The organism is Streptomyces sp. BBFR51, from assembly GCF_044591655.1.
GTDB lineage: Bacteria > Actinomycetota > Actinomycetes > Streptomycetales > Streptomycetaceae > Streptomyces.
Genome location: NZ_CP172448.1, coordinates 8,941,082 through 8,966,335, shown reverse-complemented (window position 1 = coordinate 8,966,335; position 25,254 = coordinate 8,941,082). Strand labels below are relative to the sequence as shown.

Sequence of the window (25,254 nt, the reverse complement as noted above, 5' to 3'; positions counted from 1 at the left end):
AAGATGAACCCGCAGAAGCAACAGTGCCCCGTCGCGGCCGACAGGGTGGTCCTGGACGCCGCCTTCAAGGCCGACGCACCCGGACGGTACGCCCGGCTGCGGGCGCTCGGCCCCCTCCACCCCGTCGAGTACCACCAGGGCCTGACCGGCTGGCTGGTCGTCGGCTACGACCTGGCCCGGCAGGCCATGACCCACCCCGCGCTGCTCAAGGACTCCGAGCCCGCGACCGAAGCCCTGGCCGCCGCGGGGTTCATCCTCAACGAGCCCGGCCTCGGACTCGTCGGACACATGCTGGACGCCGACCCTCCCGAACACGCCCGGCTCCGCCGCCTGGTGGCGGGTGCCTTCACACCCCGGCGCACGGCACAACTGGCGCCCCGCATCGAGCGGCTCGCCCACGACCTGCTCGACGCTCTGCCGCCCGCCGGCGAGACGGACCTCGTCGAGGCGTTCAACGCACCGCTGCCGGTCACGGTCATCGCCGAACTCCTGGGCATCCCGCAGGAACACCGCGAGGACTTCCGCCACTGGTCTGCCCACTCGATGCAGGTGGCCTCGCCGGAGCACCGTCCCGCGCTGCTCGGCCTGCACGGACTGCTGCGCGACCTCGTGAAGGCCAAACGGCAGGCACCGGAAGACGACCTGCTGTCCGCACTGGTCACGGCCCGCGACCAGGAGGACGGCCGGCTCTCCGAGGACGAACTGGTCGGCACGGCGATGCTGCTGGTCGTCGCCGGGCACGAGACCACCGTGAACCTCCTGGGCAACGCCACCCTGGCCCTGTTGCAGCATCCCGACCAGCTCCAGCTGCTGCGTGACAGGCCCGAGCTGCTGCCCGGCGCGGTCGAGGAGTTCCTGCGGTTCGACACGTCCGTGGAGCGGTCCACGAACCGCTACGCGGCCGAGGACTGCGAACTGGGCGGTGTGACGATCCCCCGGGGCAGCATCGTCACCATCGCTCTGGGGTCCGCCGGCCATGATGCCTCCGCGGCACGGGGCGAGGACCCCGGGGCGCTCGACGTCACCCGGCGCAACGCCCGCCACCTGGCCTTCGGCCACGGCATCCACTACTGCCTCGGCGCTCCCCTGGCGCGACTCGAGGCCACCATCGCCCTGCGCGTCCTGCTCTCCCGCGTCCCCGAGCTGGAGCTGGCGGTCCCCGCGGACTCCCTCGAGTGGATCCCCTCCGGCATGATGCGCGGCGTGCTGTCCCTACCGGTGCGCTACCGCACCGCCTGAGGTCCCTGGCACGGAGCCCGTGTCAGATCAGGCGGCCCCGGGCAGGGTCCAGATCTGCAGCGTCGTGCCCTTCTCCGCACGCTTGCCCTGCATCTCACACATCGGCAAACGTTCTTGTGGAGGCGCCGGGTTCACGCCCACCGGCGGTCGGAATGCGCCGACGCCGACGCGGGTTGCCACAACGACGGACGCAATGGATGGGAGAGGCCGTGAAGAACCCCGACTCCAGGAGCGAGCCGCCCCGGCTGCGCCGTGTCCATCTCCCCGGAACCGTGCCGCGGATCCCCGCGTCGCTCACCCCGCGCCCAGGTGACGACGAGGAGCGGCAGGACGCCTCCGAGCCCGGCGCGTACGCGGACACAGACACGGACACGGCTCCAGGAGTCGTCGCGTGAGATGAGGTACGGCCGTACGAGTGCCGCCGGCGCAGGGACGACCGGCCCCCGGGGAACGCGCGAACACATGCGCGCCTGGGGGCCGTCGGCGTGTCGGGGCCCGGTGTGTCAGGACGCTCCGAGGCCGTGGAGCAGGGTGTCGACGACGACGTCCGCCGCCTGCGCGGGGCTCAGCTCGGGCAGTTGCCGGGACACCAGATGCATGAGTTCGGGTAGGAGTGTGGCGGCCCAGCGCTGGGGTTGGTCGGGGCGCAGGAGGCCTTCGTCGGTGGCGCGTTGGAGGAAGGCGTCGACTTCGCGGACGGCGGCGTCGCGGCGGGCGCGGACGGTGTCGTCGGCGAGCATGCGGGTGAGGTCGACGGGCCAGGAGCGGTTGACGCCGATGATGTTCTCCACGTAGCGGTGCAGCGCGACGGCGACGGGTGCCTCGCGCAGCCGCGCGTCCTCGATGGCCCGCTCGATCGCCGTCAGACGGGCTTCGTAGATGGCGGCGAGGAGGTCCTCGCGCGAGTCGAAGCGCCGGTAGACCGTACGCCGGTCCACCCCCGCCTGCGCCGCGATGCTCGCGATGCTCGCCCCCGGATCGGCGGCGAGCATCCGCGCCCCGGTGGTCAGAACGGCTTCCAGATTGCGTGCTGCATCGGCTCTCACCACGCCAAGTCTAGTGGCGAAGTGTGAAGCCTGAGACACCTAGAGCCCCACAGGTGTGAAGCACCATCCATTAAGTGCTACATTGAAGTGACAGATAGCTCGGGTAGTGCCAGTCGGCTGAGACGAGACCGTCCTTCCGATGATCGGCACCCCGCACCTCACTTCTTGAAAGGCACGTTCCGATGCCGAAGGCACAGCAGTCAGCGTCACCCAGGGCGGGAGGAGTGGCAGCCGCCATGAGCGCCCTCATCCTGGCCGTTCTCCTGGCGGCCCTGGACCAGACGATCGTCTCGACGGCGCTGCCGCGGATAGCGCAGGACCTGAACGGCTTCGACGACATCGCATGGGTCAGCGCCGCGTATCTCCTCGCCTCGACGGCGGTGACCCCCTTGTGGGGGAAGCTCGGCGACATGTTCGGCCGCAAGCGGCTGTACCTGGTCTCGACCACGATCTTCCTGATCGCCTCGGTGGCCTGCGGCCTGGCCCAGAACCTGCCCGAGCTGATCGGCGCCCGCGTTCTGCAGGGTGTGGGCGGCGGCGGCATGATCGTGCTGACCTTCGCGCTGGTCGGTGACATCGTCGCCCCGAGCCTGCGCGGCCGCTACCAGGGCATGTTCGGTTCGGTGTACGGCGTCGCCAGCATCGCCGGCCCCCTGCTGGGCGGTGTCTTCACCGACCAGCTCTCCTGGCGGTGGGCCTTCCTCATCAACCTGCCCGTCGGCGCCGTGGCCCTGGTCATCGCCGCGCGAGCGCTGCCCTCGGCCGGCCAGCGGGCCAAGTCCCGCATCGACTACCTGGGCTCCCTGATGCTGGCCGCGATCGCCACCGGCCTGGTCCTGGTCACGTCGTTCGGTGAGCGCTGGGGATGGGGTTCCCCGGCCATCATCGGTCTGATCGTCGCCACCGTCGCGCTGGCCGTACTGCTGGTGCCCGTCGAGCGGCGCGCCGCCGCCCCGGTACTGCCGCCGGCCATGTTCACCTCGCGGACCGTCGTCTTCTCCTCGCTGATCGGGTTCGTCGCCAACGCGGGCATGTTCGCCGTCCTGGTCTACCTGCCCACCTACCTGCAGATCGTCCACGGCGTGTCGGCCACCCTCTCGGGTGTCCATCTGCTGCCCCTGGTCGTGGGCCTGGTCGTCAGCCAGTACCTGGCCGGACGCTGGGCCGCGCACGCCCGTCTGCTGCGCCCGATCCTGCTGGCGGGCCTGCTCGCCAACCTCGCCGGGCTGCTCCTGCTGAGCACCATCGGGGCCACCACCGGCACCCTCGTCCTGAGCGTCTACTTCCTGGTCACGGGAGTGGGGATCGGCATGGTGCCCATGGTGGTGCTGACCACCGTCCAGAACAGCGTGCCCACCGCCGACCTCGGTGCCGCCAGCGCCGTGGTCACCTTCGCCCGGTCCATCGGCGCGGCCTTCGGTGTCGCCGTCTTCGGCACTCTCCTCAACACCGGCTTCGCCGACCGCACCCGCCACCTTCCGGCCACCGGCGGCTTCGACGCGACCCGCCCCGACACCATCACCCGGCTTCCCGCGGGCCTGCGCGACACCGCGCTGGACGGCTTCGCCCACGCCACGGCCTCCGGCTACCTCTGGATCGCTCCCGCGCTCGCCGTGGGCACCCTCCTCGCCCTCTTCCTCAAGCCGTCCCGCACGACCGGCGAGGAGGCGGACACCGGCAAGGAGACGAACCCCGCCGCCGACCCCGCGGCCGACCCCACCTCCGCCGAGGACTCCGCGGTCCCGGCCGCCTGACCCACCGGACAGCACATTCACGACCGGCCGGCGCCCTCACGGGTGCCGGCCGTCGGCGTCAGGACGCTCCGAGGCCGCACAAAAGCGTGTCGACCACCACGTCGGCGGCCTGGCCCGGACCGAGATGCGTCTGCCGGTGCGCCGCGAGGTTCACCAGTTCGGGTAGGAGTGTGGCGGCCCAGCGCTGGGGTTGGTCGGGGCGCAGGAGGCCTTCGTCGGTGGCGCGTTGGAGGAAGGCGTCGACTTCGCGGACGGCGGCGTCGCGGCGGGCGCGGACGGTGTCGTCGGCGAGCATGCGGGTGAGGTCGACGGGCCAGGAGCGGTTGACGCCGATGATGTTCTCCACGTAGCGGTGCAGCGCGACGGCGACGGGTGCCTCGCGCAGCCGCGCGTCCTCGATGGCCCGCTCGATCGCCGTCAGACGGGCTTCGTAGATGGCGGCGAGGAGGTCCTCGCGCGAGTCGAAGCGCCGGTAGACCGTACGCCGGTCCACCCCCGCCTGCGCCGCGATGCTCGCGATGCTCGCCCCCGGATCGGCGGCGAGCATCCGCGCCCCGGTGGTCAGAACGGCTTCCAGATTGCGTGCTGCATCGGCTCTCATACCCATAAGCGTAACGTCCATGTGGAGAATATTGGATGTGTAACCTCATCAATGTGCATCTACTCCCATAGAAGTGCTACATTAAAGTGACAGTTGGACGAGTCAGCTGAAGAACACGAAAGACACGAAGAGGGAACGCACATGATCACCTACGACCGGCTCTTCATCGGCGGATCCTGGGTGGAGCCGAGCAACCCGGAGCTGCTCGACATCACCTCACCTCACGACCAGTCGGTCGTCGGCCGTGCGGCGCAGGCGCAGCCGGCGGACGTCGACCGCGCGCTCGCCGCGGCGCGCGCATCCTTCGAGGCGGGTGTGTGGCGTACGACTCCGCCGGCGGAGCGGGTCGCGGTCCTGCGGCGGTTCAACGCGCTGCGCGAGGAGAACGCGGAGAAGGCCGCACACCTGATCTCCCTGGAGAACGGTTCGGCGGGATGGTTCACTCGGGCCGGGCAGCCGGGCCTGACCCGGCAGGCCAACGCCTATCTGAAGGCGGCGGAGGAATTCGCCTGGGAGGAAACGCTGGTGCCCACCGACCCGGTGTCCCCGTCGCGCAGCGTGGTGCGCCGTGAGGCGATCGGCGTCGTGGCCGCGGTCATCCCGTGGAACTCACCGTTCTCCGCGGCCACGTCGAAGATCATCCCCGCTCTGCTCGCGGGCAACTCCGTGGTCCTCAAGATCTCCCCGGAGAACTCGCTGAGCCTGGGCTTCCTGGCCGAACTGCTGGAGCGGGCCGGTCTTCCGCAGGGCGTGATCAGCGTCCTGCCCGCGGACCGGGAGACCAGTGAGTACCTGGTGTCGCACCGAGAGGTCGACAAGATCGCCTTCACCGGTTCGACGCGGGCAGGCCGCCGCATCGCCGCGATCGCGGGCGAACAGCTCAAGCGGGTCAGCCTCGAGCTGGGCGGCAAGTCCGCCGCCGTCATCCTTCCGGACGCCGACATGGAGAAGGCCGTCGCGGGCCTGAAGTTCGGCTCGCTGCTCAACAACGGCGAGGCGTGCATCGCACAGACGAGGATCCTGGCCCCGCGCAGCCGGTACGAGGAGGTCGTGACGGCCCTCAAGGAGCTGGTGCAGTCGCTGAAGGTGGGCGACCCGAACGACCCCGACACCTTCATCGGCCCGATGATCCGCCCCGACCAGCAGGAACGGGTGCGCAACTACATCCAGCTCGGTATCGAGGAGGGCGCCCGCCTGGTCACCGGCGGTCCGCAGGTCCCCGAGGGCCTGGAGAAGGGCAACTACGTCACGCCCACCGTGTTCGCCGACGTCGAGAACTCCATGCGGATCGCGCAGGAGGAGATCTTCGGTCCGGTCCTGGTGGTCATCGCCTACGAGGACGAGGACGACGCGGTCCGTATCGCCAACGACTCGGAGTACGGCCTCTCCGGCGGTGTCTGGTCCTCCGACGAGGCCCACGCGCTGGAGGTGGCCCGCCGCATCCGCACCGGAACCGTCACGGTCAACGGTGCCTCCGTCGCCTTCGACGGTCCCTTCGGCGGCTTCAAGGCGAGCGGCATCGGCCGCGAGTACGGTGTGGTCGGACTCGGCACCTACACCGAGTACAAGACGATCACCGTCTGAACGACGACCCGCAGCCGGCGGCAGGTGGCCGACCACCTACCGCCGACGCGGCGTTCTCCCGCGGCCTGGAGCTTTTGGCCCCCTGAACTGCGCATCGCGGTTAAGGTCACCGTCCTTCTCGTAGGTCCAGGAGGGACCGGCCTACAGAACCGTCTCCGCCAGGCGCGTCACCTCCTCGATGTCGTCGGTGGTCGGATTGAGCATGAGTTCGTCGGCGCCGAGGTCCTCGAACGCCTCGACCGTCGCCCTGACGGCCTCGGCTCCGCCGCTGACCTGGGAGGCCTTCGCCCGTGCGACCTCCGGTCCGGCGGGCCGGTAGTAGTCGTGGACGTTGGCCCGGCCCGTGTCGACGTCGTCGAGGGCGACGTACGCCAGGGCGACCAGGTACGGCGATCCTTCGCGTCCCGCCTCCTTCCAGGCGGCCCGTGCGCGCTCGAAGGCCGGACCCACGACCGCGGGCGGCGCCGACGGGCCGATGTAGCCCCGCCCCGACCTGGCGACGCGGTCGAAGGAGGCCTGCGCCATGCCGCCGAACAGCAGCGGCACCTCACGGGTGCCCTCGGGCACGGCCGGGTTGTCGCAGCCGGACGGGGTCTGTCCGCGCCACACGCTCCGGTACGTCTCGATGTCCCGGTCCAGCCGCTTGCCGGTCCCCCGCGGGCCGAGGCCGTCCACCACGAAGTCGTCCGACCGGCCGCCCAGCCCGAGGCCGAGTGTGAGGCGGCCGCCGGAGACCGCGTCGATGCCCGCGACCTCCTTGGCCAACAGCACCGCCGGCCACACCGGACCGAGCAGGAGCGTGCTGACCAGCCCGATACGGCTCGTGGCGCCCGCTGCCGCCGCCAGGGCGACCGTGTCCATCACGCCCGGGTAGGCGAGGCGTCCCAGGGAACCGAGCGAGCTGAAGCCGACCACCTCGCTGCGTCTGGCCCACGCGGGGACGACGGCGGGCCGGACGTTGCGAACCTGGTTGGGAAGCCCGATGCCGATCTTCACGGATGGTTCTCCTCACGACGAGGCCGACCGGACACGGCGTCATGCCCGGCGCTGTATCCCCCCATGTGTCACGAAGACGGGCGGGGCCGGGGTTCACTCGCACGGAAGACGGCCCCGGAGCGGTTGGCGCCCCGGGGCCGTCGACGGCGTGGTCTGAAGTGCCGTCCGTCAGGCGGGAAGCCTCCACTTCTGGCCGGCGTCACCCGCGTTGCACTCCCAGATGATCAACCGGTTGCCGTCCGCCGTGCTCCCGTCCGCGTCCTCCAGGCACAGACCCGACCGACCGTTCACGACGTAGCCGTTGGCGGCGTCGGCCGTCCACTGCTGACCCTTCGAACCGTCGCACGCGGTCACCTGTACCCGGGTTCCGTTGGTCACGCCCCCGTCCTGTGTGGCCAGGCACTTGCCCAGGACGCGCAGCGAGTCGTCGGGGGCCACCGTCCACTGCTGGGTCCCTGCCGTACCGCAGGAGTTCAGGACCACCTGCGTTCCGTCGGCCGCGCTGCCGCCCGCGAGGTCGACGCACTTGTCGCCGATGCCGGTGAGGTGACCGGTCGGGCCCACGGGAGCCGGGTTCTCGGGCGGGCTGATCGTGCTCGCCGACCAGTTGTTCGCGTTGAGCAGGCCGGTCGGGAACTCGAGGCGGACCGTGTGGTGAGTGCCCGCGGGGAACCGGAACGTGCCCGCGTCGACGCTCGTGTACTTCTGCCAGTCCCCCGTGTTCGGCACGTCGACGGTCGGACCGGCGACACCGTCCACCACGAAGCGGACCTGGGCGCCGTCGTTCGGTGTGGCGACCCTGGCGGAGAGCTCGACCGTGCCCTGCATGGGCCGGTTCTTCCAGGTGAGGGACTCACCGGCCGCGATGTCGCCGACGTTCCAGCCGCCGCCGGTGTCCCCGGTGGGCTGCACGTCGATGTCACCGGCGCGGTAGACGCTCCAGGCGCTGCCCGGGGTGGCCCCCGTATAGGCGTCCGCCGTCTCCGCCTCGACCGTGAAGTCCCCGTGGAACGGGTCCTTGGAGTACTGCCGCATGATGTCGATCATCTGGCTCGGATAGTCGGTGAGTCGCTCCTCATACGTCCCGTCGGCCGTACGCGCGATCATCGCGTTCTCCTCCCAGTCCGTGAAGCCCTCGACCAGGGTGATGTCCGCGCCGCCGTTGACCGTGGCGTCCAGGGTCTGGTTCAGCTTCCTGCCGTGGTCGGCGTCCATCACCATGTCGGTGGTGTCGTTGACCACGCGGAATCCGGGCGTCGCGACGCCGTAGGTGCGGCCGTTCACCGATTCCGGGCGGCTGGAGAGCACCCGGAAGCCGTCCACGGTGACGGAGGAAGCGGCCTTGTTCGTCACCTGGATGGTGTGCGTGCCCTCCGTCAGGCCCTTCTTCTCGAAGACGACCTGCTGGGTCCTGAGCGGGCCGCTCGTGCCGAGCCGCACGGTGACCGGCGCCTGCCCGTCGACGGAGACGTCGGCGCTTCCCTGATCGGCGGCGGTACGGGCCAGGTACTGGACGCCGGTGCCGATGAAGGAGTACGTCACCGAGGCGCCCGCCCGGGACGTGGACTGATAGGTGTTGCGGTAGTCCCCGGCGCCGTCCGAGGTCCGGTAGTCCCAACCGTCGTCGAACGTCAACTGTCCGTTGTCGGCAACAGGCTGGTGCGTGGCGTTCGTCCAGCCGGTGGGCAGGGTGAACCAGTTGTTTATGCCGTCGATCTGTGAGACCACGCTCGGGTCCCGGTCGGTCCAGCTGCTGTCGACGACGTAGTACGGGTCGACCCCGAACTCGGTCTTCGCGCGCGTACGGGCGTACTGAAGCAGCTTGGACAGGTTCCCCTCGCCCTGGTTGGTGAAGGCGAAGTCGTTGACCGACCACTCGTAGATCAGCGGGCGGCCGTCGACCTTGTACAGCATGTCGTCCGGGATGCGGGAGAAGAACTCGCGCTGGTTGTTGTCCCAGAAGTACTTGTAGCCGCCCTCCCCCGTGCCGTCGGCGTCGCCGATGTCGAAGGGAGGTTCGTAGCCGCCGGTGTGGTGGACGGCGCGGTTCTTCTTGTCGGTGAGCGTCGCGGGGGTGTCGTCCAGGGCCGCGATCTTGAGGCTGTCGGCCACTCCGCGCCGCTTGATCGCGTCGACGAGGGGGGTGAGGGCCCGGGGGTCTCCGGCACCGTCGGGAACGGCGTTGTCCGGTCCGAAGCCGCGGAGGTCGACGGCGACGAAGTCGACCCCTGCCGTGGTCAGTTCCTCGACGTAGTTGTCCCAGAACGAGGCCGGATCGTCGGCCTTCGGTTCGTACATCGGCCGGTTGTAGTTCTTGTTCACCGGCTGGTCGTACGGTCCGCCGGCGAGGGTGTAGTCGGAGAATCCGAACGTGACGCCGAGTGCGCCCGTCTTGCCGGCGACCCGGCCGGGCAGCACACTCCCGCCGTCCACCACGATCGGGGTGTCGGCGGCGGCGGTCCCGGTGCCGGTCTCGGCCGGGGCGCCGACGGCCGCCGGTCCCATGGCCGTGAAGGCGAGCAGGCTCAGCGCGAACGCGGTGCCCGTCGCGGCCCTGCGGCCCACTTGGTCCGGTGCGCGTCTGGGTCTTGGGAACACGTAGGTGTCCATTTCTTCCGAAAGAAGGGTGCGGTGACTGATGCGGCTGTGACGGGTGTCTGAGGAGCGCCGGGGGGGTGCCTGAATGGGCCTCCCGTCAGGCGGGAAGCTCCCACCGCTGGCCCTCGTCACCCGAGTTGCACTGCCAGATGATCAACGGGTTGCCGTCCGCCGTACTCCCGTCGGCGTCCTCCAGGCACAGACCCGACTGCGCGTTCACCACGTAACCGTGCGCGGCGTCGGCCGTCCATTGCTGACCCTTCGAACCGTCGCAGTGGTCGAGCACCACGTTCACGCCGTTGGTCGTGCCGCCGTTCTCGGTGGCCAGGCACTTGCCCTGGCTCCACAGCGTCTTGTCGGTGCCCGCCGTCCACTGCTGCGACGCGTCGTCGTCGCAGGAGTGGAGGACCACCTGGACGCCCGCGGCCGGACCGGCCGCCAGGTCGGCGCACTTGCCGCCGATACCGGTGATGTGGCCGGTGGGCCCGTCCGGCTGGGGTGCCGGGGTCTGCGGGGTGCCGCCGATGGCCATGGCGAAGACATGGCCTTGCGGGACCCCGCCCTCGGGAGCTTCCGACTCGGGCAGGACGACCGCCTCGACCGTCTTGCCCGCCTGGAGCGGGACCTTCGCGGCGAAGAGGTTGACCTTCTGGGTCACCTTCCCGCCGTCCCTGTTGTTGATGTACGGGAAGCTGCTGAGCAGATCGCTGCCTTGGGAGACGCTGAAGCTGTCCCACCAGTCCGAGAAGCTGAGTCCGTACGACTGGGTGGTGCCGTCGGTGTAGAGGATGGTGCCGATTCCCTGGTGGGGTCCGCTGGTGCCGCTGCCCACGAATCCGAGTTCGCTGCCCGAGCCGGACATCAGGATCGCCTGGCCCTTGGTGTCGATGGCGTCCGGCGTGCCCGCCGCGGCGTCGGGCCACTGGTAGGTCAGGCCGTCGTGGGTGAACGACCTGCCCGGGGCGAGTCCCTCGGCGGCCAGTGCCTGCGCGGAGAAGCTGAATCCCCCGCCGTCGTACTTGCCGGGCCCGGGGTTGCCGTCGTCCGTGACGCCGACGTTGGTCCAGGCCGCCTGCTGCGAGGCGAAGGGCACCTGGAGGGTGGCGTCGGCGGTGTGGGAGCCGCCGGTGTACGTCGCCGTGGCGGTGAGCGGGTAGCTGCCCGCAGCGGCGTTCGAGGGGGCGGTGACCTGCCAGGTCGTGGTCGCCGTCGTACCGCCCTCGACGGTCGCGAAGCTGGTCGGTGTGGTGGCCTGGACGGTCCAGCCGGACGGGGCGGGCAGGGAGACGTTCACGCCGGTCAGCGCAGTGCCGGTGCCGTTGGTCAGGGTGGTGGTCACCGTGGCCGTCTGGCCGGGCCGCACGAGTTGCGGGGTGTGGACGGCCAGGGAGTCCTTGACGACCATCACCATGGAGCCGGTGACTCCGCCCACGGTCGCCTTGATGGTCGCGACGCCGTCGGCGGCGGCGGTGACCACGCCCGTGGAGCTTACGGTCGCGACCTTGGTGTCACTGCTGGAGTACTGCACCGACGTGGCGGCCAGGTCCACGAACGACTGGTCGTTGTTCACCGCCTCGACGATGCCGTCGGCCGTGACGGAGGTGTCCCGCTGTTCCTTCGCGGGATCGGTGTCGTCCTTGATCCAGGGGTTCTTCTTCGTCAGGTCGAGCTTGTCACCGGCCTGGAAGACCACCTGGCCGGGCTGCACGGTGACCGTGCTCACCTTGGGTGTGAGCGTCCCGGTGACGTTCACCGTGGCAGTGCTCCGCACGGTGCTGGAGTCGGAGGACACACGCAACGCCCAGGCGCCGGGGAAGACGGTCTGCCGGGAGGTGGCGGGATTCCAGACGCCGAGGTCGGCCGCGTCGACCGGCAGCGTGACGTGGACCTTCTCCCCCGGTGCCAGCACTCCGGTGTTCTTGAAGCCCATCAGCCGCTGCTTCGGCATGGTCACGCCGGAGACGGTGAACGAGTTGGCCGCGTACAGCTGGGCGACCGTGGCACCGGCCACGTCACCGGTGTTCGTCACGTCGAAGGAGACGTTCACGGTGCCGTCGGCGGTGATGGCGCTCTTGTCCACCTGGGCGGGCGAGTAGCTGAAGGTGCTGTAGCTGAGCCCGTACCCGAACGGGTAGGAGGGCGTACCGGTGAAGTACTGGTACGTCTGCCCCTTGCCGTCGGTCTCGGCCGGGGTGAGCCCGTACTCGGACGCGCCCGCGAGCTGGGAGTCGTCCTTGTACCAGGTGAAGGTCAGGTGCCCCTGGGGGTTCTGCTTGCCGAACAGGGCGTCGGCCAGTGCGGTGCCCTGGCTCTGGCCGTTGTAGGCGCTGAAGAGGATCGAGGCCGCCTTGGACTGCCGGGCGGAGATGTCCACGGCACCCACGGCCTGGAGGTCCAGGACGACCTTGGGATTGCCGAGCGCGGCGACCTGGTCGATCAGCGAGTTGTAGTTGCCGGGCATGGCCAGGCCGGTGCGGTCCTTGCCCTCACCGGCGGTGTCCTGGTCGGTGCCGGCGACCACGACCACCAGGTCGGCGGCCTTGATCGCGCCCTGGGTGGCGGCGGTGAGGACGGCCGGTGCGGTCTCGGTGGTGCTGGCGTCTGCCGCGTCGTAGAGCACGGAGGCGTTCGGGTTGGCCGCCTTCAGTGCGTCGGTGATGCCCTGTCGCATCGACACCTGGTGGTCCGGGCCGTTGCCGTAGCTGCCAAGGTTGACGGTGTCGGCGAGCTTGCCGAGCACCACGACCTTGTTGACCGCGCTCGCCTTCAGCGGCAGCAGCGGACGGCCGGTCGCGGCGAGGTCGCTGTTCTTGAGCAGCACCATGGAGGCGTCGGCGGCCTTCTCGGCCAGCGCGGTGTGCTCGGGGCTCTGGATGACCGACTTGTCGATGGAGGTGTACGGCACGCTGCCCGCGGGGTCGAACTCACCGGTCCGCATCCGGACGGTGAACACCCGCACCAGCGAGGTGTCGATGACACCCTCGCTGAGCAGGCCCGCGCGAACGGCCTCCATGACGTTGGCGGTCGTCATCTCCTCGCCGCTGCAGTTGAGGTCGTTGCCCGACCTGAGCGCCATGGCCTGACCGCCGGCCTGGGCGCGCACGGTGTCACCGGTCCTGCCGTCGATCCAGAGCGGGTTGCTCCTGGAGGAGTTGGTGCTGTACGGCGCGGGGGCCCAGTCGTGGCCTTCGTCCGGCAGCTTCCAGGTCGTGCCCACGCCGCCGCAGTCGGACGTCGTGAAGCCGCCGAACCCATAGGTGCGCTGGGCAAGTTGGTTGTTGGTGTAGGTGTTGGCGACCGCGGGTGTGCCGTTGACGGCGTTGTAGGACGTCATCAGCCCCGCCACGTGCGCCTCGCCGATGAGGCCGGCGAACTGCTTGGTGTAGTAGTCGCGCAGCTGGGAGTCGTTGACGTCGGAACTGATGCCGGTCCGGCCGTTCTCCACATTGTTGAGCGCGTAGTGCTTGGCGGTGGCGGCCGCCTTGAGGTACCCGTTGACCGACGTGCCGTCGGGCTTCTGGCCCTGGAAGCCGTCGACGAACTGGTTGCCGAGCCGCGCCTGGAGGTAGGGGTCCTCGCCGAACGACTCGTCGTGGCGGCCCCAGAGCGGATTGCGGGCGTTGTTCACGGTCGGGGCGAAATACGTCAGGGACCCGTAGTTGTCCGCGGAGGTACCGAGGTTGTTGCGGCCCACACCGAACAGCGACTTGTCCAGGAACCCGCGGGCCTCGTCGGAGATCGCGGTGCCCTCCTGGTACTGCAGGGCCGGGTCCCAGGCCATGGAGGTCGCGAGGCTGGTTGGGAAGCCGGTGGCCCTGACCAGTCCCGCGTTGTCGTCGCCGGCGCTCTTGGAGCTGCCGAGCGACTGGATGCCGTGGAGTGCCTCGCTCCAGTAGGTGTAGCCCTGCACTCCCAGGCCGGGGATGGGCGGGGCCTCGTTGGTGATCAGCTGGCGGACCTTCTGGTCCAGCGTCATCCTGGAGACGAGATCGGCCGCCCGCTCCTGGAACGAGTGGCCGGTGTCCAAGTAGAGGGGCGTCGAGGCCGAGTCGGCGGACACCGCCGTGCCGACGGTCGCCTGGGCGAGGGGGGCCGCGGAGGCAGACGACGAGGTCAGGGCCACGCTTACGGCCGCTGCGCAGAGCGTTGCCGCTCTTCGACCGACGCCGCGTGGGCGTGGTCTTGGACGGTGCATGCTTTCTCCAGTTGTGACAAGAGTGGCCGGGCGCGATCACGTGCACCCTGTCGGATGTGCTCCGATGTGGAGACGTGATTGGCCCTCACCCGTGTTCACGCTTCCGGCTTCCAGGGGTGAACACCGGTCCGGTGCGACGCCTTTGTCCGTCTTTCGTCCGGGGCCGGACACGAAAACGCCGCTCCGGGTGACGGAGCGGCGGGAGGATGAGATGAGGGGGTGCGGGCAGGCAGCGCGGGATGGATGTGGGTTCGGCGGCGCGATGGTCAGAGAACCGCGCTGAGGTACGCGATGGCCGCGAGCTGACGCGCCTTCAACGTCGCTTCCTCGACCTTCGTGTCGGGCTCACGCCGGTCGTTGCAGTTGACCCGGCGCAGGAGGGCCTGCATCGCCTCCGCGTCCCTGTCCTGACCCCAGCGCCTACGGTTGTGGCCCTTCGTTCCCATGTTTCCTCCAGGCTTTCGTGTGCTTGGTCCGGCAGTGACTGGCGATGACGCACTTTCGTCACCACTCTAACAGGTGATTCAGGTTGGGGCGAGGGTCGGTCGACGCCCCATGGACCACATCGCCCGCTCAGACGCTGTTCTCGGCCTGGAACATCCAGCTCTGCTTCTCCAGCGTGCCGGTGAGTCCGATCAGCAGGTCCTGGCTGACCGAGTCCGACGCTCCGGTCTCCTCCACCCGGGCGCGCATCCGTGCGATCAGCGTCAAGAACGCCGCCACCAGCACCTGGACGGCCTCGGTGTCCGACACGTATCCCGCCGGGAAGTCCGGCATGCCACCGGTCGCCGCGACGGTCGCCGCCAGGCCGTCCGGGCTGACACCCAGCGCGGCGGCACGCTCGGCGACCTGGTCGGCGTAGTCCCGGGCGGTGGTCACCACCTCGTCGAGCTGCTGGTGGATCGAGCGGAACCGCGGCCCGTAGAGGTTCCAGTGCGCCTGCTTGGCCAGCAGGGAGAGATCGAGCAGGTCGACCAGAGTGCCCTGGAGGGCGTCTCCGGTCACCTGCCGATCCTCGGGCGAGAGCGAACTCCTGATGATGGACATGATGTTGAGGAACCTGCCTTTCCACTGCGGGCGGGGGCACCTGCGGTCGGACCATCCTCCGACCTGCCAGGATTCACCGAATCCGTCATATGACCGTCGAGTGACCGGGCAGATGACTGCCGCCGTGCCGGATGGGTGTGAGACCTGCGGTGCCTCACCGTCAAGTGACGGATGTGTCCGAGCCCTGGGTGCAGAAACATGGGAGTCCCGTACAGCACGGGCCAGATCCACTCGATGGCATGGCAGATGGTTTCCAGCACCTACGGCCTCTTCCAGGCCCTACGGAGCATGGCCGTTCTGGCAGACCAACCACTGGCACTGAGGCCGCACGCCCCTGACCTGGAAGGTCTGGCCGATCGGAGCATGAATCACCGGCTTGACAGGTTACTTTTCCCCGTGCGAGAGTCGTCACTGTTCAAGCAGGTTACTTTTCCAAAGGGGCTCACATGTCGGTCGTACGCTTCCACCTCAACTCCTCGCTCAGCCCGGCCGGCGTGCTGGCGGTGCTGACCGACTTCGGTCCCTCGCGCGCCGAGGCCTGGCCGACGATCGACGCCGAGCACTTCACCGTCCACGATCTGGGCGACACCTGGGCCGAGGTCACCGAGGGAACCGGCGCCGCCTGGGAACGGGCGCGCTACCAGTGGGACGACTCGAGCGGCAAGGTCACCATCACCACCCTCGACTCCAAGCTCTTCGGCCCCGGCGGTGGCTGGGTCTTCCAGACGACTCCGGAGGGCGAGGGGACACGGATCGACGTCCAGCTCACCCGGGAACCCAGCACGGTCAAGGGCAAGATGCTGGCCGCACTGCTGCCGCTCGGCGTCTCCTCCCTGCGCAAGTCCTTCAAGGCTCCGTTCAAGGGCAAGTAGCCGTCGGATCCCGAACGTGTCGCGGGCCGGCCCCCACGAGTGCCGACGGGATCCTCCCGGCGCCCCAACTCGCCTTCCTGCACACGTTGGTGAGCACATACGTGGAGTGACCCCCGGGACTCCGACACCTGGACGCTGGATGTTTCGTCATCCAGGGGAAGTGATCCAAGGTGGCAAAGCGGAAGAACTATCCCGAAGAGTTCAAGCGGGACGCGGTGGATCTCGTGCGTTCCTCGCCGGACCGTTCCCTCACCGATATCGCCCACGGCCTGGGTGTCCATCTGGAGACCCTGCGCAAGTGGGTCCGCGGGGACCGGACCCGCACCCGAACGGCGGACGGCGAGGGTGACGCCGGCATGACCCCTGGCGAGAAGGAAGAGCTCAAGCGCCTGCGGCGGGAGAACGCCCGGCTGAAGGAGGATCCTCCGGAAGGCCGCCGCCTATTTCGCACGGGAGACGACACGGTGATCCGCTTCCGTTTCGTCGACGAGCACCGGAACACCCACAGGGTGAAGCGGATGTGTGACGTTCTCGGATGGGACCGTTCCGGCTACTACACCTGGCACCAGAACAAGGAGGCACGGCAGGAAAAGGCCGATGAGGAAGAGGGCCTGGCCTGTCGGATCCGGGAGATCCACACCGGTTCCCGAGGATCCTACGGGGCCCTGCGGATCACCAGGAAACTCCGCGATCAGGGGCGCGTAGTGAACCGCAAGCGTGTCGCCCGCATCATGCGGGAGCGTGAGATCGTCGGGATAACGCGACGGAAGTCGCGGTCGCTGACGAGACAGGACCGCACGGCGCCGCCGGCGCCGGATCTGATTCTGCGGGACTTCACCGCACCGCTGCCGGGTCTGAAATTCGTCGGGGACATCACCTGCTCGCCGACGGCCGAGGGATGGCTGTATCTGGCGACGGTGATCGATCTGTGCACGCGGGAGGTCGTGGGCTGGTCGATGGCCGACCATATGCGCACCGAACTGGTCGCAGACGCCATCCGGATGGCCCACGCGGGCGGACACACGGCAGGAAACGCAATCTTTCACTCCGACCGTGGGTCGCCCAATACACGTCTCACCAATTCCGTGCCCTGCTGTGCGAGTTGGACATGCGGCAGAGTACAGGACGTACCGGATCGTGTTTCGACAACGCCGCAGCGGAGAGCTTCTTCGCCGTCCTGAAAGCAGAGATCGGTACGACCGTCCGGGAAACCCGAGTACAGGCTCGGCAGGACGTTTTCCGGTGGATCGCAGAACATTACAACCGGGAGCGGATCCACTCGACCATCGGCTACATCACGCCGTACCAGGCGAGGGTCCGCTGCCATCAACGACTGGACCTCGCGGCATAAGACGGAAGTGTCGGCACCTGAGGGGTCACTTCAGACATCGAACGACACCGACCAGCCCCACACCCTCACCGGCACCGGCACCGACTGCGCCAACCCTGAGCGCACCTACACCTACGACACCACTGGCAACACGACCCAGCGCCCCGGCGTCACCGCCAACGCCACCCAGAACCTGACCTGGTCGGAAGAGGGCAAGCTCACCCGCCTCACTGAGGACGACCAATCCACCGACTACCTCTACGGCGCCAACGGCACCCTCCTCATCCGCACTACCGAAAACGGCGAACGCGTCCTCTACGCCGGCGCCACCGAACTCCACCTCCGCACCGACGACACCACCTGGGCCCAGCGCTACTACACCGCCGACGGCATCACCGCCGCCATGCGCTCCAACCAGACCGGCACCATCGAGGACACCTACTTCGTCAGCGACCACCACGGCACCTCCAGCCTGGCCATCAACCGCGCCAGCATCCAGGCCTTCACCAAGCGCTACACCACCCCCTTCGGCGAAGACCGCGGCACACCCCTCTACGGCCCCTGGCCCGACGACAAGGGCTTCCTCGGCAAAACCCGCGACACCACCACCGGCCTCACCCACATCGACGCCCGCGAATACGACCCCACCATCGGCCAATTCATCAGTGCCGATGCACTCCTCGAACCGCAGAAGCCGCAAAGCCTCAACGGATACAGCTATGCCCACAACAACCCCGCCACCAACTCCGACCCCAGCGGTTTCGGTGTCCCGGGATGCCACACGGGTGTCTACCAGCACTGCAACAACGGAGTTCCGACCTCAGAGTCGACCTATCACCCTGAGCGAGAATCTGACCCAGCCCCTGCAGATTGGGTCAACGAAGGAACCAATGGCGCGGCTGACATCGACAATGATGGCTACATTCAATTGCTACCGTCCGTGGCAATTCCTGCAGAGTGGGAAGATACGCAGCCGTTCGTCCAGGCCTTCTACGCTCAGCTCAACAGCCTCACTATTTACGGACTGAGTCACTTTGCGGACAATCAGGATGTTCCGTACGTTCGAGGCGATATAAACAAGGCTCTGGCAGACGCCTGCCAGCTCGTCGGATGTCCCTCCATGAAGCACTTCAAGTGGTCATGGGCAAGTTCAGCTGGTGTTGCTGGATTTTCAGTTGAGGGACCAGGAAGGGGCGTCGGCAGCCGCAGGGCAAATGCCGGCAACTGCACGCACAGCTTTGTCGCGAGCACCGAGGTGCAACTTGCCGACGGCGACACCAAGCCCATCGAAGACGTCGAGGTCGGCGACAAGGTTGTAGCCACCGATCCCGAAACTGGGCAGACTAGCGCTCACGAAGTCACCGGCATCATCGTGACTCGAGACGACAAGGACTTCGTACGGGTCACAGTCAGTGGACCCGACGGCGACGAGCCGCAGGACTCGTTGACCGCGACGATCACACACCCATTCTGGGTACCGTCCGAGGACAAATGGGTTGATGCCGGCGACCTTCACCCTGGCATGGATCTTCGGACGCCTATTGGGCGAACTGCCAAGATCGAGTCCGTCGACAGTTTCGTTGCTCAGCAGGTCACTTACGACCTGACAGTCGGCGATCTACACACGTACTATATGCTGGCAGGCAAGACGCCGGTCCTGGTTCACAATTGCAACCCGATCGCCAAAGCGGTTGCTGAACTGCCGAAGGATTTCAAGCGGAGGACGGTGGGGGTTCTTGATGTAGGGGGCGATCAGCTCCCCTTGTCAAGCGGTCCGGGTGGCCAGTCTCAGATGCTCGCTAACCTTCCCGGCCGAACTAAGCAGAATTTTGACCATGCCGAGACTCACGCTGCTGCATTCCTGAGGATGAACCCAGGCATCAGAAAAGCAGTGCTCTATATCGACAACAAGTTTGGAATGTGTCCGGGGCGTGATGGTTGTGCTGCAAGGATTGAAGACATGCTCCCGAAGGGGACGCAGTTGTGGGTGAATTCAAACGGTCGGAAATACGGGCCATTCACCGGTAATGCAAACTAGAGATCCTAGATAGGTGTTGGCCCGGCCTGCATCCCGTGCAGACCGGGCCAACACCTTTGGTGCTGTTTGCCGCTGCTGCTAGTTTATTTATCGCAGGAAGTCTGGGAGGTCATCCCAGCTGGACTCCTGCGGTTCGACTGGCGTGTAGTTCTTCCAGGGAACGCCAGCGAGGTTGGATAGTGGCGCGAGGGCAACAGCTGAGGGCGCTGCAATAGACACGTCGAACCGACGGGTCTTGTCGTTCGGGTCGCTCACCATGCTGTCGGACACTTGGGCGAGTAGACTGTTTCCCACGAGAATTCTGACCTCCGTGGAGGGCCAACGCCAGTGCGGTAGTGGGAGCGGGCGGAGGTTGGAAGCAATTCCAGATAGAACTTCTTCCGTGATGTTCTCGACATACATCTGGCAGGGCGCTCCGACAATCGCTTCGAACACCGTCGCATGGAGGAGGAATTCCGAAAGCGTTTCACCCGTAGGAATCCAAGGTTCGGGATCTGAACCTGGCTGTCGATCGAATACTATTGAATCGTCGCCGTTAATGTTTGTGGACCACGTCCAGCATCCTTGGTTCTCAACCCAGAAGACCAGCTTCCCATCCTCGATCTCCAGCTCGCTCGGGCCAAGAGGATGGTTGAGGGTAGTCACGGGCGTGGACCATTGTGAGGCGATTTCGTGCCAAAACCTTAGCGGAGGTGGCATTTTGACTGCGTCTGGGTTCACAGAAATGGGCAGGTCTGGGTCGCCGTACCAGCGTGTCAAAAACCTACCAAGACTCTCGCTGGTGATATTAAGCAGTTCCTCCATGTGTTTAGTATGCATCATGTAGAAGCGCTCTCATCCTCGGCATGCGCAAACCTGAGCCCCGTCGGTAGCGTGCCCGACGGTGCTCTTGTGATGAGTGACGGCAGTAGTTGACGGCAACGTCAGTGGACGTGGGTGCTGCAACGTGACGGTTCGCCGCCGTCGGAGCGTCTCGCTCTGAGGTTCTCCGGGCCGCTGAGCACGGTGTCGAGGAGTCTCACTGCACGCAGAGTCGGAAGTGGGTGTAGACAGTCGGGTCATGCAGATGTGGGCGTGACCGTGAAGTTCCTTGATCAGGACCAGCTCAGTCTTCTGTTCCCGGAGCTGGTAGCGGTCGGAAGCGCTCAACGGCTTCAAACGGGCGGCATGTGGTTCTACGCTGGTCTCTCATCGTCACGCTGTCTCGCCGCGTGCAGATCGAATGACTCTTCGAATTCGGCAGCATGACCGGGTCTTGGTCAATGTCCGGTCGTCAGGTGAGACCCGAGGTGGCGTTGTCCTCCCAGCCGTCGACCCGCTGGAAATAACCGTTCATGGAGCGCGAGTGCCGGGCCCATCCGCCCTGGTCGGCAATCGCCACGGCGTCCTTGCCCTTCTTCCGGGCCGTGGTGGCCAGGCCGATGCGCAGGGAGTGGCCGGTCCAGGCGAGCGGGATGCCGGCACGGGCGCTGATCCGCTTCACGGCCCGGGTGACGGAGTCGGGGACCATGCCGCCGGTGACGTTGCCGTGCCGGTCGACGCCGACGAACGCGGAGGCGTCGGGCTCCGACCAGCGCGGCTCGGCGTCTGCGGCGAGGTGGGCCCGGTACGCCTTCCAGGCCTCCACCGGGCAGACCTCCGGGTCCTGTTGGTAGTTGATCTTCGCGTCACGGACACTGTGCTTGGTCTTGCCGGTGAGCACCGACACGACCAGGCCGCGCGGCGTGAGAGCTACGTCACCAGCGAGGAGGCCGGCGGGGTCCTGGGCACGCGAGGCGTAGTGGAAGCCGGTCAGGACGAGTGCCTTGTCCCGGGAGCCGGCCAGGGTGTCGGGACATGCCCTCGCCACCCGGTACAGGTCGGTGACCTCGGCCGCGGCGGCCTGGCCGCGGCCGCGCCGCTCCCCCGCCTTCAGCAGTTCCACGGCTGCCGCCTCCAGTGTCGCCCGCGCCTGCGCCTGGTCGTCCCGGCCCACCTCCGCGCCTCGGCGGCGCAGCTCGACCACGGTCCCGGCAAGGATCGTGCTCGCCGACGACGCCGCGTAGCCCTTCCCGTCCGCCCGGCCCCGGTCCAGCAGCCACACGACGAAGGACGCCAACGCGCCGCGCGTGGCCTCCCGTTCGGGGAACCGCTGCACTGCGCAGAACCGCGCCCAGACCTTCCACGCCTTCGCATAGGTGTCCGTCGTATTGGCCGGCCGCAGTCGCCGCTGCACCTGGTCCGCGAAGTCCTCCGCGTCCGCGAGACGCTGCGCGATCTCCACGCCGTGGCGCTCCGCCCACTGGACGACCAGGGGGGACCGCTCCACCGGAACGGGAGCCGAGCCGGGCTTTCCTGACGGGTGCTCGGTGGCGGTGCTCAACGGGCGCTCCCCCGATCGATCCTGGCATCGGATAAGGAGAGGTTATCCGATGCCACGCCCGCTCGGGCGATGCCGGGCCGCCAGAGGGATGACTCGTACACGTGGAGAATTGCGGCCATATTCTCCGGGAACTGCATGCGGAGCGAGGGCGGCCGGGCCCATGCTCTATGGAGACCCCGGAGAGCTGGGTAAGAATCTGACGGAAGGCCACATGAAGATCACGATCGAGGGCGCAGACAAGGACTTCGCCGAAAATCTCGTCGCACTCGCCGCGGCGCACGACGCGGAGCTGACTGTCGCGACCGTCGACACCAGCTGGACCGTCGAGCGTGCCACGCGCTACCTGCGCTCGCTGACCGCCGGCGCCCGCCGGTTCGCCGAGATGGTCGTCGTCGACGGCGACGGCTACCTCGACGCGGACCAACTGCGCGCAGCCGTCGGGAAGCTCAACGGTCCGACGGTCGCCCTGTCCCGCACCATCCCGCGCGGTGTGCGCAAGGGCTGGTGGCCCGAAGGCATCAGCGCGCCCATCACTCCGGTCTACGACCCGGACAACCCGAGCTGGCACAAGAACATCGCCTACGAGATGTCCAGCGAGGACGTACCCGTCTTCCGTTCCGCCATCGCTGCCCTGGCCACTGGCCGAGGGGCCCCCGTGGCGCCGGAGCCACCGGCGCCTTGGAGCGGAGAGGCGCCCTCCGCCTTCGACCTGCCACCCGGCTGGGGCGCCGGCGACAACGTACCGCGGGCCATGCTCGACGAGAGCGGAACGGACTCGATGGCCGGCAGCAACAGCGAGCACGCGTAGGACAGATGAGGCAGGTCATAAGGGGTTGCGCAGCTAACCCCCTGCTCCCGGACAGTCGGCGCGGCCCGTCACCGCGGCGGGCCGCGACCACCGCTTCTCAGGAGTGATGCCACCATGCCCGCCCTCGTCTCCCTCGCCCTCGACAAGAGCCTGGATCTTCTCGGCACGGCTCTGGGGCAGTGGCTGCCCGTCCTGCTTCTGGCCGCGGGCGTCGCCGGTGCCTGGTTGTACCGACGGGCTCGGGCCGCTCCGCCCGAGCCGCCCCGCGTACGTCACTTCACCCTTCTGCGCACCGAGGGCGCCGGCGGGGCACCCGTACCGTATGAGACCACCCGGCCGACCGGGTCCAAGATCACTCGATGGGTCGACGGACGCCAGCGTCTCTACGAGCTCACTGATGTACAGCTCGAGGACGGAACGTATGCAGCCGAGCCCCTTGACCACCAGTAGCGGAACCCCTTGCGCATAGGTGATCGTTTCAGATTGAGTCTCTGATCGAGCTCTCCAGTTGGCACTTGTGCAGCGGAGTTGGCACCTTGACCCCCTGGCGTTGAGCATGCGGCGTGGGCAGCGGAGCAGATCCGGGCCGGTCGGACGTAGGAGTCGGTGATTGGGCGTAGATGTGGAGCGGGAGTGCTGGGAGATGCGCCCCGGCATCGGAGTGAGGCCGTTGCACTTCGGGATGTCTCCAGCCGAGGTCACCGAGGCACTGCTGGTCTCTGGAGCGCAGGAGCGGGTTGGCGGTCCCTACGAGCAGGAAGACTTCCCGGACGGAGTGAAGGCGTTCTACGAGGCGAGCAGGCTCGCCTGCGTCGCACTTGATGCGGTCACGGGTCCGCAGGTCTTCCTGTCTGGCTTCCCGCTGGCGGGGAGCGATCCAGAGCAGGGGCATCAGTTCCTGCTGGACTACGCTGCGGAGCACGGGTGTTGCCTGCTCTACACGCCTGATGACTCGGTTTCCCTGACTGATCTCGGGCTTCTTCTGCGTTCGCAGCGAGTTGGGGAGGCCTACCTCACGCATCCGCTCTTCGTAAAGGAGGAGTGGCTGGATTCGGAGTACTTCCGAGACCACCTCCCGCTGGAGGCCATATCAGGTTGAGCGCGGGATGAGCCGCGGGTCTTGTGCCGACGATCTTGGCCTGCAGGGTGCCCAAGGCGGTGTGTGCTGATCTTGTCTCGGATGGCTGTGTTAGCGGGTGGCCTCGCTACTGCCGCCTACTCCCGAACGGCGGCGTCGCCGTCCTGGGCGGCTACGTGTTCCCGACCTCGTGGCCATCGTCGGCGTCATGCCGTTGTCGCACGCCCGGTGGTGCCCCGCCGGAGGTCGCCTGCGGTCATACCGCCCAGTCGGGGCTCCGCCGGGACCGGCGACCTCTGAGTACGCGCGCTCACCAGTATCAAGACCGGAGCGGGCACCCGGCCTCATGCCACGGATGGAATGGTTTGGAAACCCGCAGGTCAGGGCGATATTTCCAGGTAGCTGGCTTTGGCGTCGTCTCACGCGGCATACTCGAGGCATGGCTGGCATCGAGATCGACGACACCACTGCGGACGCGCTGCGGACCCTGGCCGAAGCGGCCGGGCTGCCGCTGGACGCCTACCTCGCGCAGGTCGCCGAGGAGAAGCAGCGCGAGCGCGCGCTGGCCGAGGGTGCGGAGATCTTCCGCCGGGTCACCGGTGCCCCGGAGACCATCGCTGCCTTCGACGCCGAGTACGGCGGCCCCGCGTCGGCACAGACCGCCCCGCGGGCGGCCTGATCCGTGCCTGCCGAGTACTACGTCGACTACCGGTGGTTCCTGGAACGCCAGGCCGAGCTGCTGGACGATCTCGCGGTCAACGACTACTCCGTGTTCGTCGGCCTGGCCGCCCGGCACAAGGTCGACCCGCCCCGCCATGACCAGCACCACCCGGACGCCTTCTGGCGTGCGGCCGTGATGCTGGAGGAGTGCGCCGTGCTCCGGCCACTGCCCGCCCGCCCGCCCGCAACGAGCTGTACGGCTTTGGCGTAGCCGTTGCGTACCTCGGGATACACGGAGAGCGGGTGAACACCAAGTTCGAGGCCTGGCGGGACCTGATCGCCGACGTCACCGCCATGCGTCTCGATTCGTTCGGCATCGCCGAGCGGCTGCGCTCACTCCGGCTGCCGACGGCCTGACCAGAGGTTTGGTGAACGGGCCTTGACCCAAGGCCCCCCATCGCCAGCCCGGGGCACTGGACAGCTGAACCACAACTGCGGAGCCGCCGGATCGCCGGAGGGACGAAACATGGGGCGCTCCGGCGCGTGCCGCGGCCCCCACCACCCGCCGATTCCACGCCTTCAGCTGCCGACTTGTGACCCGGCAGCTCAGGGAGCGAGTGTGTTCATCCGGCTGCTTGGGGGGCTTGTCCCCCTCGATCAGGCCTGTTGTTCTCTTCGAAGTCCTCGCGGTCCATCTGCGCGTCGTTCGGCAGCTTCAGGACGAGCGGGTCCTGGGGCGCCATCGGACCCTCGCCGCCGACGACCACCGTGTCCCGGAAGAGCTGTTCCAGCAGGCCGGCGGTCTGCGGCTGCACCGCGCCCTGGCCCGAGATCACACCGCGCAGGAACCAACGGGGGCCGTCCACTCCCACGAACCGCACGACCTGGAAGCCGCTCCTGCCGTCCGGCAGCTGCACCGGGACCTGGGCCCGCAGCTCCCAGCCCAGCGGGCCCTCAACCTCGTCGACGGTGCCCCCCTGCTGGGTGATTCAGGCGGGCGAGGAGCTGCTTGGCCTTCTCCTCGTCGAGGCGTACCTGGTGGAGCT

Annotated in this window: 22 protein-coding genes and 1 pseudogene; 13 read left to right on the top strand and 10 right to left on the bottom strand. The window is 67.9% G+C overall.

The features are described 5' to 3' along the window. Positions 1-3 precede the first annotated feature (3 nt). The gene (locus ACGH7X_RS40410) at positions 4-1,239 is read left to right on the top strand and encodes a cytochrome P450 (protein ID WP_399895951.1); all 1,236 of its coding nucleotides are present in this window, start codon (positions 4-6) and stop codon (positions 1,237-1,239) included. Between the two features lie 197 nt (positions 1,240-1,436). After that, on the top strand, positions 1,437-1,634 hold the full coding sequence (locus ACGH7X_RS40405) for a hypothetical protein (RefSeq protein ID WP_399895948.1): 198 nt from the start codon (positions 1,437-1,439) through the stop codon (positions 1,632-1,634). 108 nt (positions 1,635-1,742) lie between these two features. On the opposite strand, the gene ACGH7X_RS40400 is transcribed toward ACGH7X_RS40405, so the two are convergent. Continuing rightward, positions 1,743-2,231 carry a TetR/AcrR family transcriptional regulator gene (locus tag ACGH7X_RS40400; protein ID WP_399897696.1) on the bottom strand — a complete coding sequence of 163 codons (489 nt, stop codon included), beginning with the start codon at positions 2,229-2,231 and terminating at the stop codon, positions 1,743-1,745. Positions 2,232-2,521: 290 nt separating this feature from the next. Between ACGH7X_RS40400 and ACGH7X_RS40395 the strand changes: the two genes are divergently transcribed. Further along, entirely contained in the window at positions 2,522-4,039 is a 1,518-nt protein-coding gene (locus ACGH7X_RS40395) for an MDR family MFS transporter (protein WP_399895945.1), read from the top strand. 58 nt (positions 4,040-4,097) lie between these two features. On the opposite strand, the gene ACGH7X_RS40390 is transcribed toward ACGH7X_RS40395, so the two are convergent. Beyond that, positions 4,098-4,586, bottom strand: a complete 489-nt coding sequence (locus tag ACGH7X_RS40390; RefSeq protein ID WP_399897693.1) for a TetR/AcrR family transcriptional regulator — start codon at positions 4,584-4,586, stop codon at positions 4,098-4,100. A 195-nt stretch (positions 4,587-4,781) separates the two neighbouring features. Here ACGH7X_RS40390 and ACGH7X_RS40385 point away from each other — a divergent pair, with 195 nt between their 5' ends. Next, entirely contained in the window at positions 4,782-6,224 is a 1,443-nt protein-coding gene (locus tag ACGH7X_RS40385; protein WP_399895942.1) for an aldehyde dehydrogenase, read from the top strand. A 141-nt stretch (positions 6,225-6,365) separates the two neighbouring features. On the opposite strand, the gene ACGH7X_RS40380 is transcribed toward ACGH7X_RS40385, so the two are convergent. From ACGH7X_RS40380 to ACGH7X_RS40360, 5 genes are all read right to left on the bottom strand, one after another. After that, entirely contained in the window at positions 6,366-7,220 is an 855-nt protein-coding gene (locus ACGH7X_RS40380; RefSeq protein ID WP_399895939.1) for an LLM class flavin-dependent oxidoreductase, read from the bottom strand. A gap of 168 nt (positions 7,221-7,388) precedes the next feature. Beyond that, on the bottom strand, positions 7,389-9,818 hold the full coding sequence (locus ACGH7X_RS40375) for a DUF5010 domain-containing protein (RefSeq protein ID WP_399895936.1): 2,430 nt from the start codon (positions 9,816-9,818) through the stop codon (positions 7,389-7,391). Positions 9,819-9,915: 97 nt separating this feature from the next. Beyond that, the gene (locus ACGH7X_RS40370; protein WP_399895933.1) at positions 9,916-13,941 is read right to left on the bottom strand and encodes a glycoside hydrolase family 3 C-terminal domain-containing protein; all 4,026 of its coding nucleotides are present in this window, start codon (positions 13,939-13,941) and stop codon (positions 9,916-9,918) included. 338 nt (positions 13,942-14,279) lie between these two features. Further along, entirely contained in the window at positions 14,280-14,459 is a 180-nt protein-coding gene (locus tag ACGH7X_RS40365) for a hypothetical protein (RefSeq protein ID WP_399895930.1), read from the bottom strand. 127 nt (positions 14,460-14,586) lie between these two features. Continuing rightward, entirely contained in the window at positions 14,587-15,060 is a 474-nt protein-coding gene (locus ACGH7X_RS40360) for a DNA starvation/stationary phase protection protein (RefSeq protein ID WP_399895927.1), read from the bottom strand. A 446-nt stretch (positions 15,061-15,506) separates the two neighbouring features. Between ACGH7X_RS40360 and ACGH7X_RS40355 the strand changes: the two genes are divergently transcribed. The 4 genes from ACGH7X_RS40355 (at position 15,507) to ACGH7X_RS40340 (ending at position 19,300) form a co-directional block, all read left to right on the top strand. Next, entirely contained in the window at positions 15,507-15,932 is a 426-nt protein-coding gene (locus ACGH7X_RS40355; protein WP_399895924.1) for a hypothetical protein, read from the top strand. A gap of 170 nt (positions 15,933-16,102) precedes the next feature. Continuing rightward, positions 16,103-17,113 (top strand): IS3 family transposase, encoded by a 1,011-nt coding sequence (locus tag ACGH7X_RS40350; protein ID WP_399895921.1) that lies wholly within the window; start codon positions 16,103-16,105, stop codon positions 17,111-17,113. Next, a complete protein-coding gene (locus tag ACGH7X_RS40345) occupies positions 17,041-17,283 on the top strand; it encodes an integrase core domain-containing protein (RefSeq protein WP_399895919.1) in 243 nt (80 codons plus the stop codon). The genes ACGH7X_RS40350 and ACGH7X_RS40345 overlap by 73 nt, the downstream gene beginning before the upstream one ends. A 7-nt stretch (positions 17,284-17,290) precedes the next feature. Continuing rightward, positions 17,291-19,300, top strand: a complete 2,010-nt coding sequence (locus tag ACGH7X_RS40340) for an RHS repeat-associated core domain-containing protein (RefSeq protein ID WP_399895916.1) — start codon at positions 17,291-17,293, stop codon at positions 19,298-19,300. An 87-nt stretch (positions 19,301-19,387) separates the two neighbouring features. Here the strand turns inward: ACGH7X_RS40340 and ACGH7X_RS40335 are convergent, their stop codons facing one another. Beyond that, a complete protein-coding gene (locus tag ACGH7X_RS40335; protein ID WP_399895913.1) occupies positions 19,388-20,104 on the bottom strand; it encodes a hypothetical protein in 717 nt (238 codons plus the stop codon). Positions 20,105-20,573: 469 nt separating this feature from the next. After that, on the bottom strand, positions 20,574-21,662 hold the full coding sequence (locus ACGH7X_RS40330) for an integrase (protein WP_399895910.1): 1,089 nt from the start codon (positions 21,660-21,662) through the stop codon (positions 20,574-20,576). Positions 21,663-21,873: 211 nt separating this feature from the next. Between ACGH7X_RS40330 and ACGH7X_RS40325 the strand changes: the two genes are divergently transcribed. The 5 genes from ACGH7X_RS40325 to ACGH7X_RS40305 all read left to right on the top strand — a co-directional run bounded on the left by ACGH7X_RS40325 (position 21,874) and on the right by ACGH7X_RS40305 (position 24,479). After that, positions 21,874-22,470, top strand: coding sequence for a hypothetical protein (locus ACGH7X_RS40325; protein ID WP_399895907.1), 597 nt, complete (start codon positions 21,874-21,876; stop codon positions 22,468-22,470). 114 nt (positions 22,471-22,584) lie between these two features. Continuing rightward, positions 22,585-22,920 (top strand): hypothetical protein, encoded by a 336-nt coding sequence (locus tag ACGH7X_RS40320; protein WP_399895903.1) that lies wholly within the window; start codon positions 22,585-22,587, stop codon positions 22,918-22,920. A gap of 160 nt (positions 22,921-23,080) precedes the next feature. Continuing rightward, the gene (locus ACGH7X_RS40315) at positions 23,081-23,569 is read left to right on the top strand and encodes a hypothetical protein (RefSeq protein WP_399895900.1); all 489 of its coding nucleotides are present in this window, start codon (positions 23,081-23,083) and stop codon (positions 23,567-23,569) included. Positions 23,570-23,987: 418 nt separating this feature from the next. Continuing rightward, entirely contained in the window at positions 23,988-24,227 is a 240-nt protein-coding gene (locus ACGH7X_RS40310) for an antitoxin MazE7 (RefSeq protein WP_399895897.1), read from the top strand. 3 nt (positions 24,228-24,230) lie between these two features. After that, positions 24,231-24,479 carry a hypothetical protein gene (locus ACGH7X_RS40305; RefSeq protein WP_399895894.1) on the top strand — a complete coding sequence of 83 codons (249 nt, stop codon included), beginning with the start codon at positions 24,231-24,233 and terminating at the stop codon, positions 24,477-24,479. Between the two features lie 352 nt (positions 24,480-24,831). Here the strand turns inward: ACGH7X_RS40305 and ACGH7X_RS40300 are convergent. Further along, a pseudogene (locus ACGH7X_RS40300) lies at positions 24,832-25,197 on the bottom strand (DUF3710 domain-containing protein); the annotation flags it as partial. Positions 25,198-25,254: the final 57 nt, after the last annotated feature.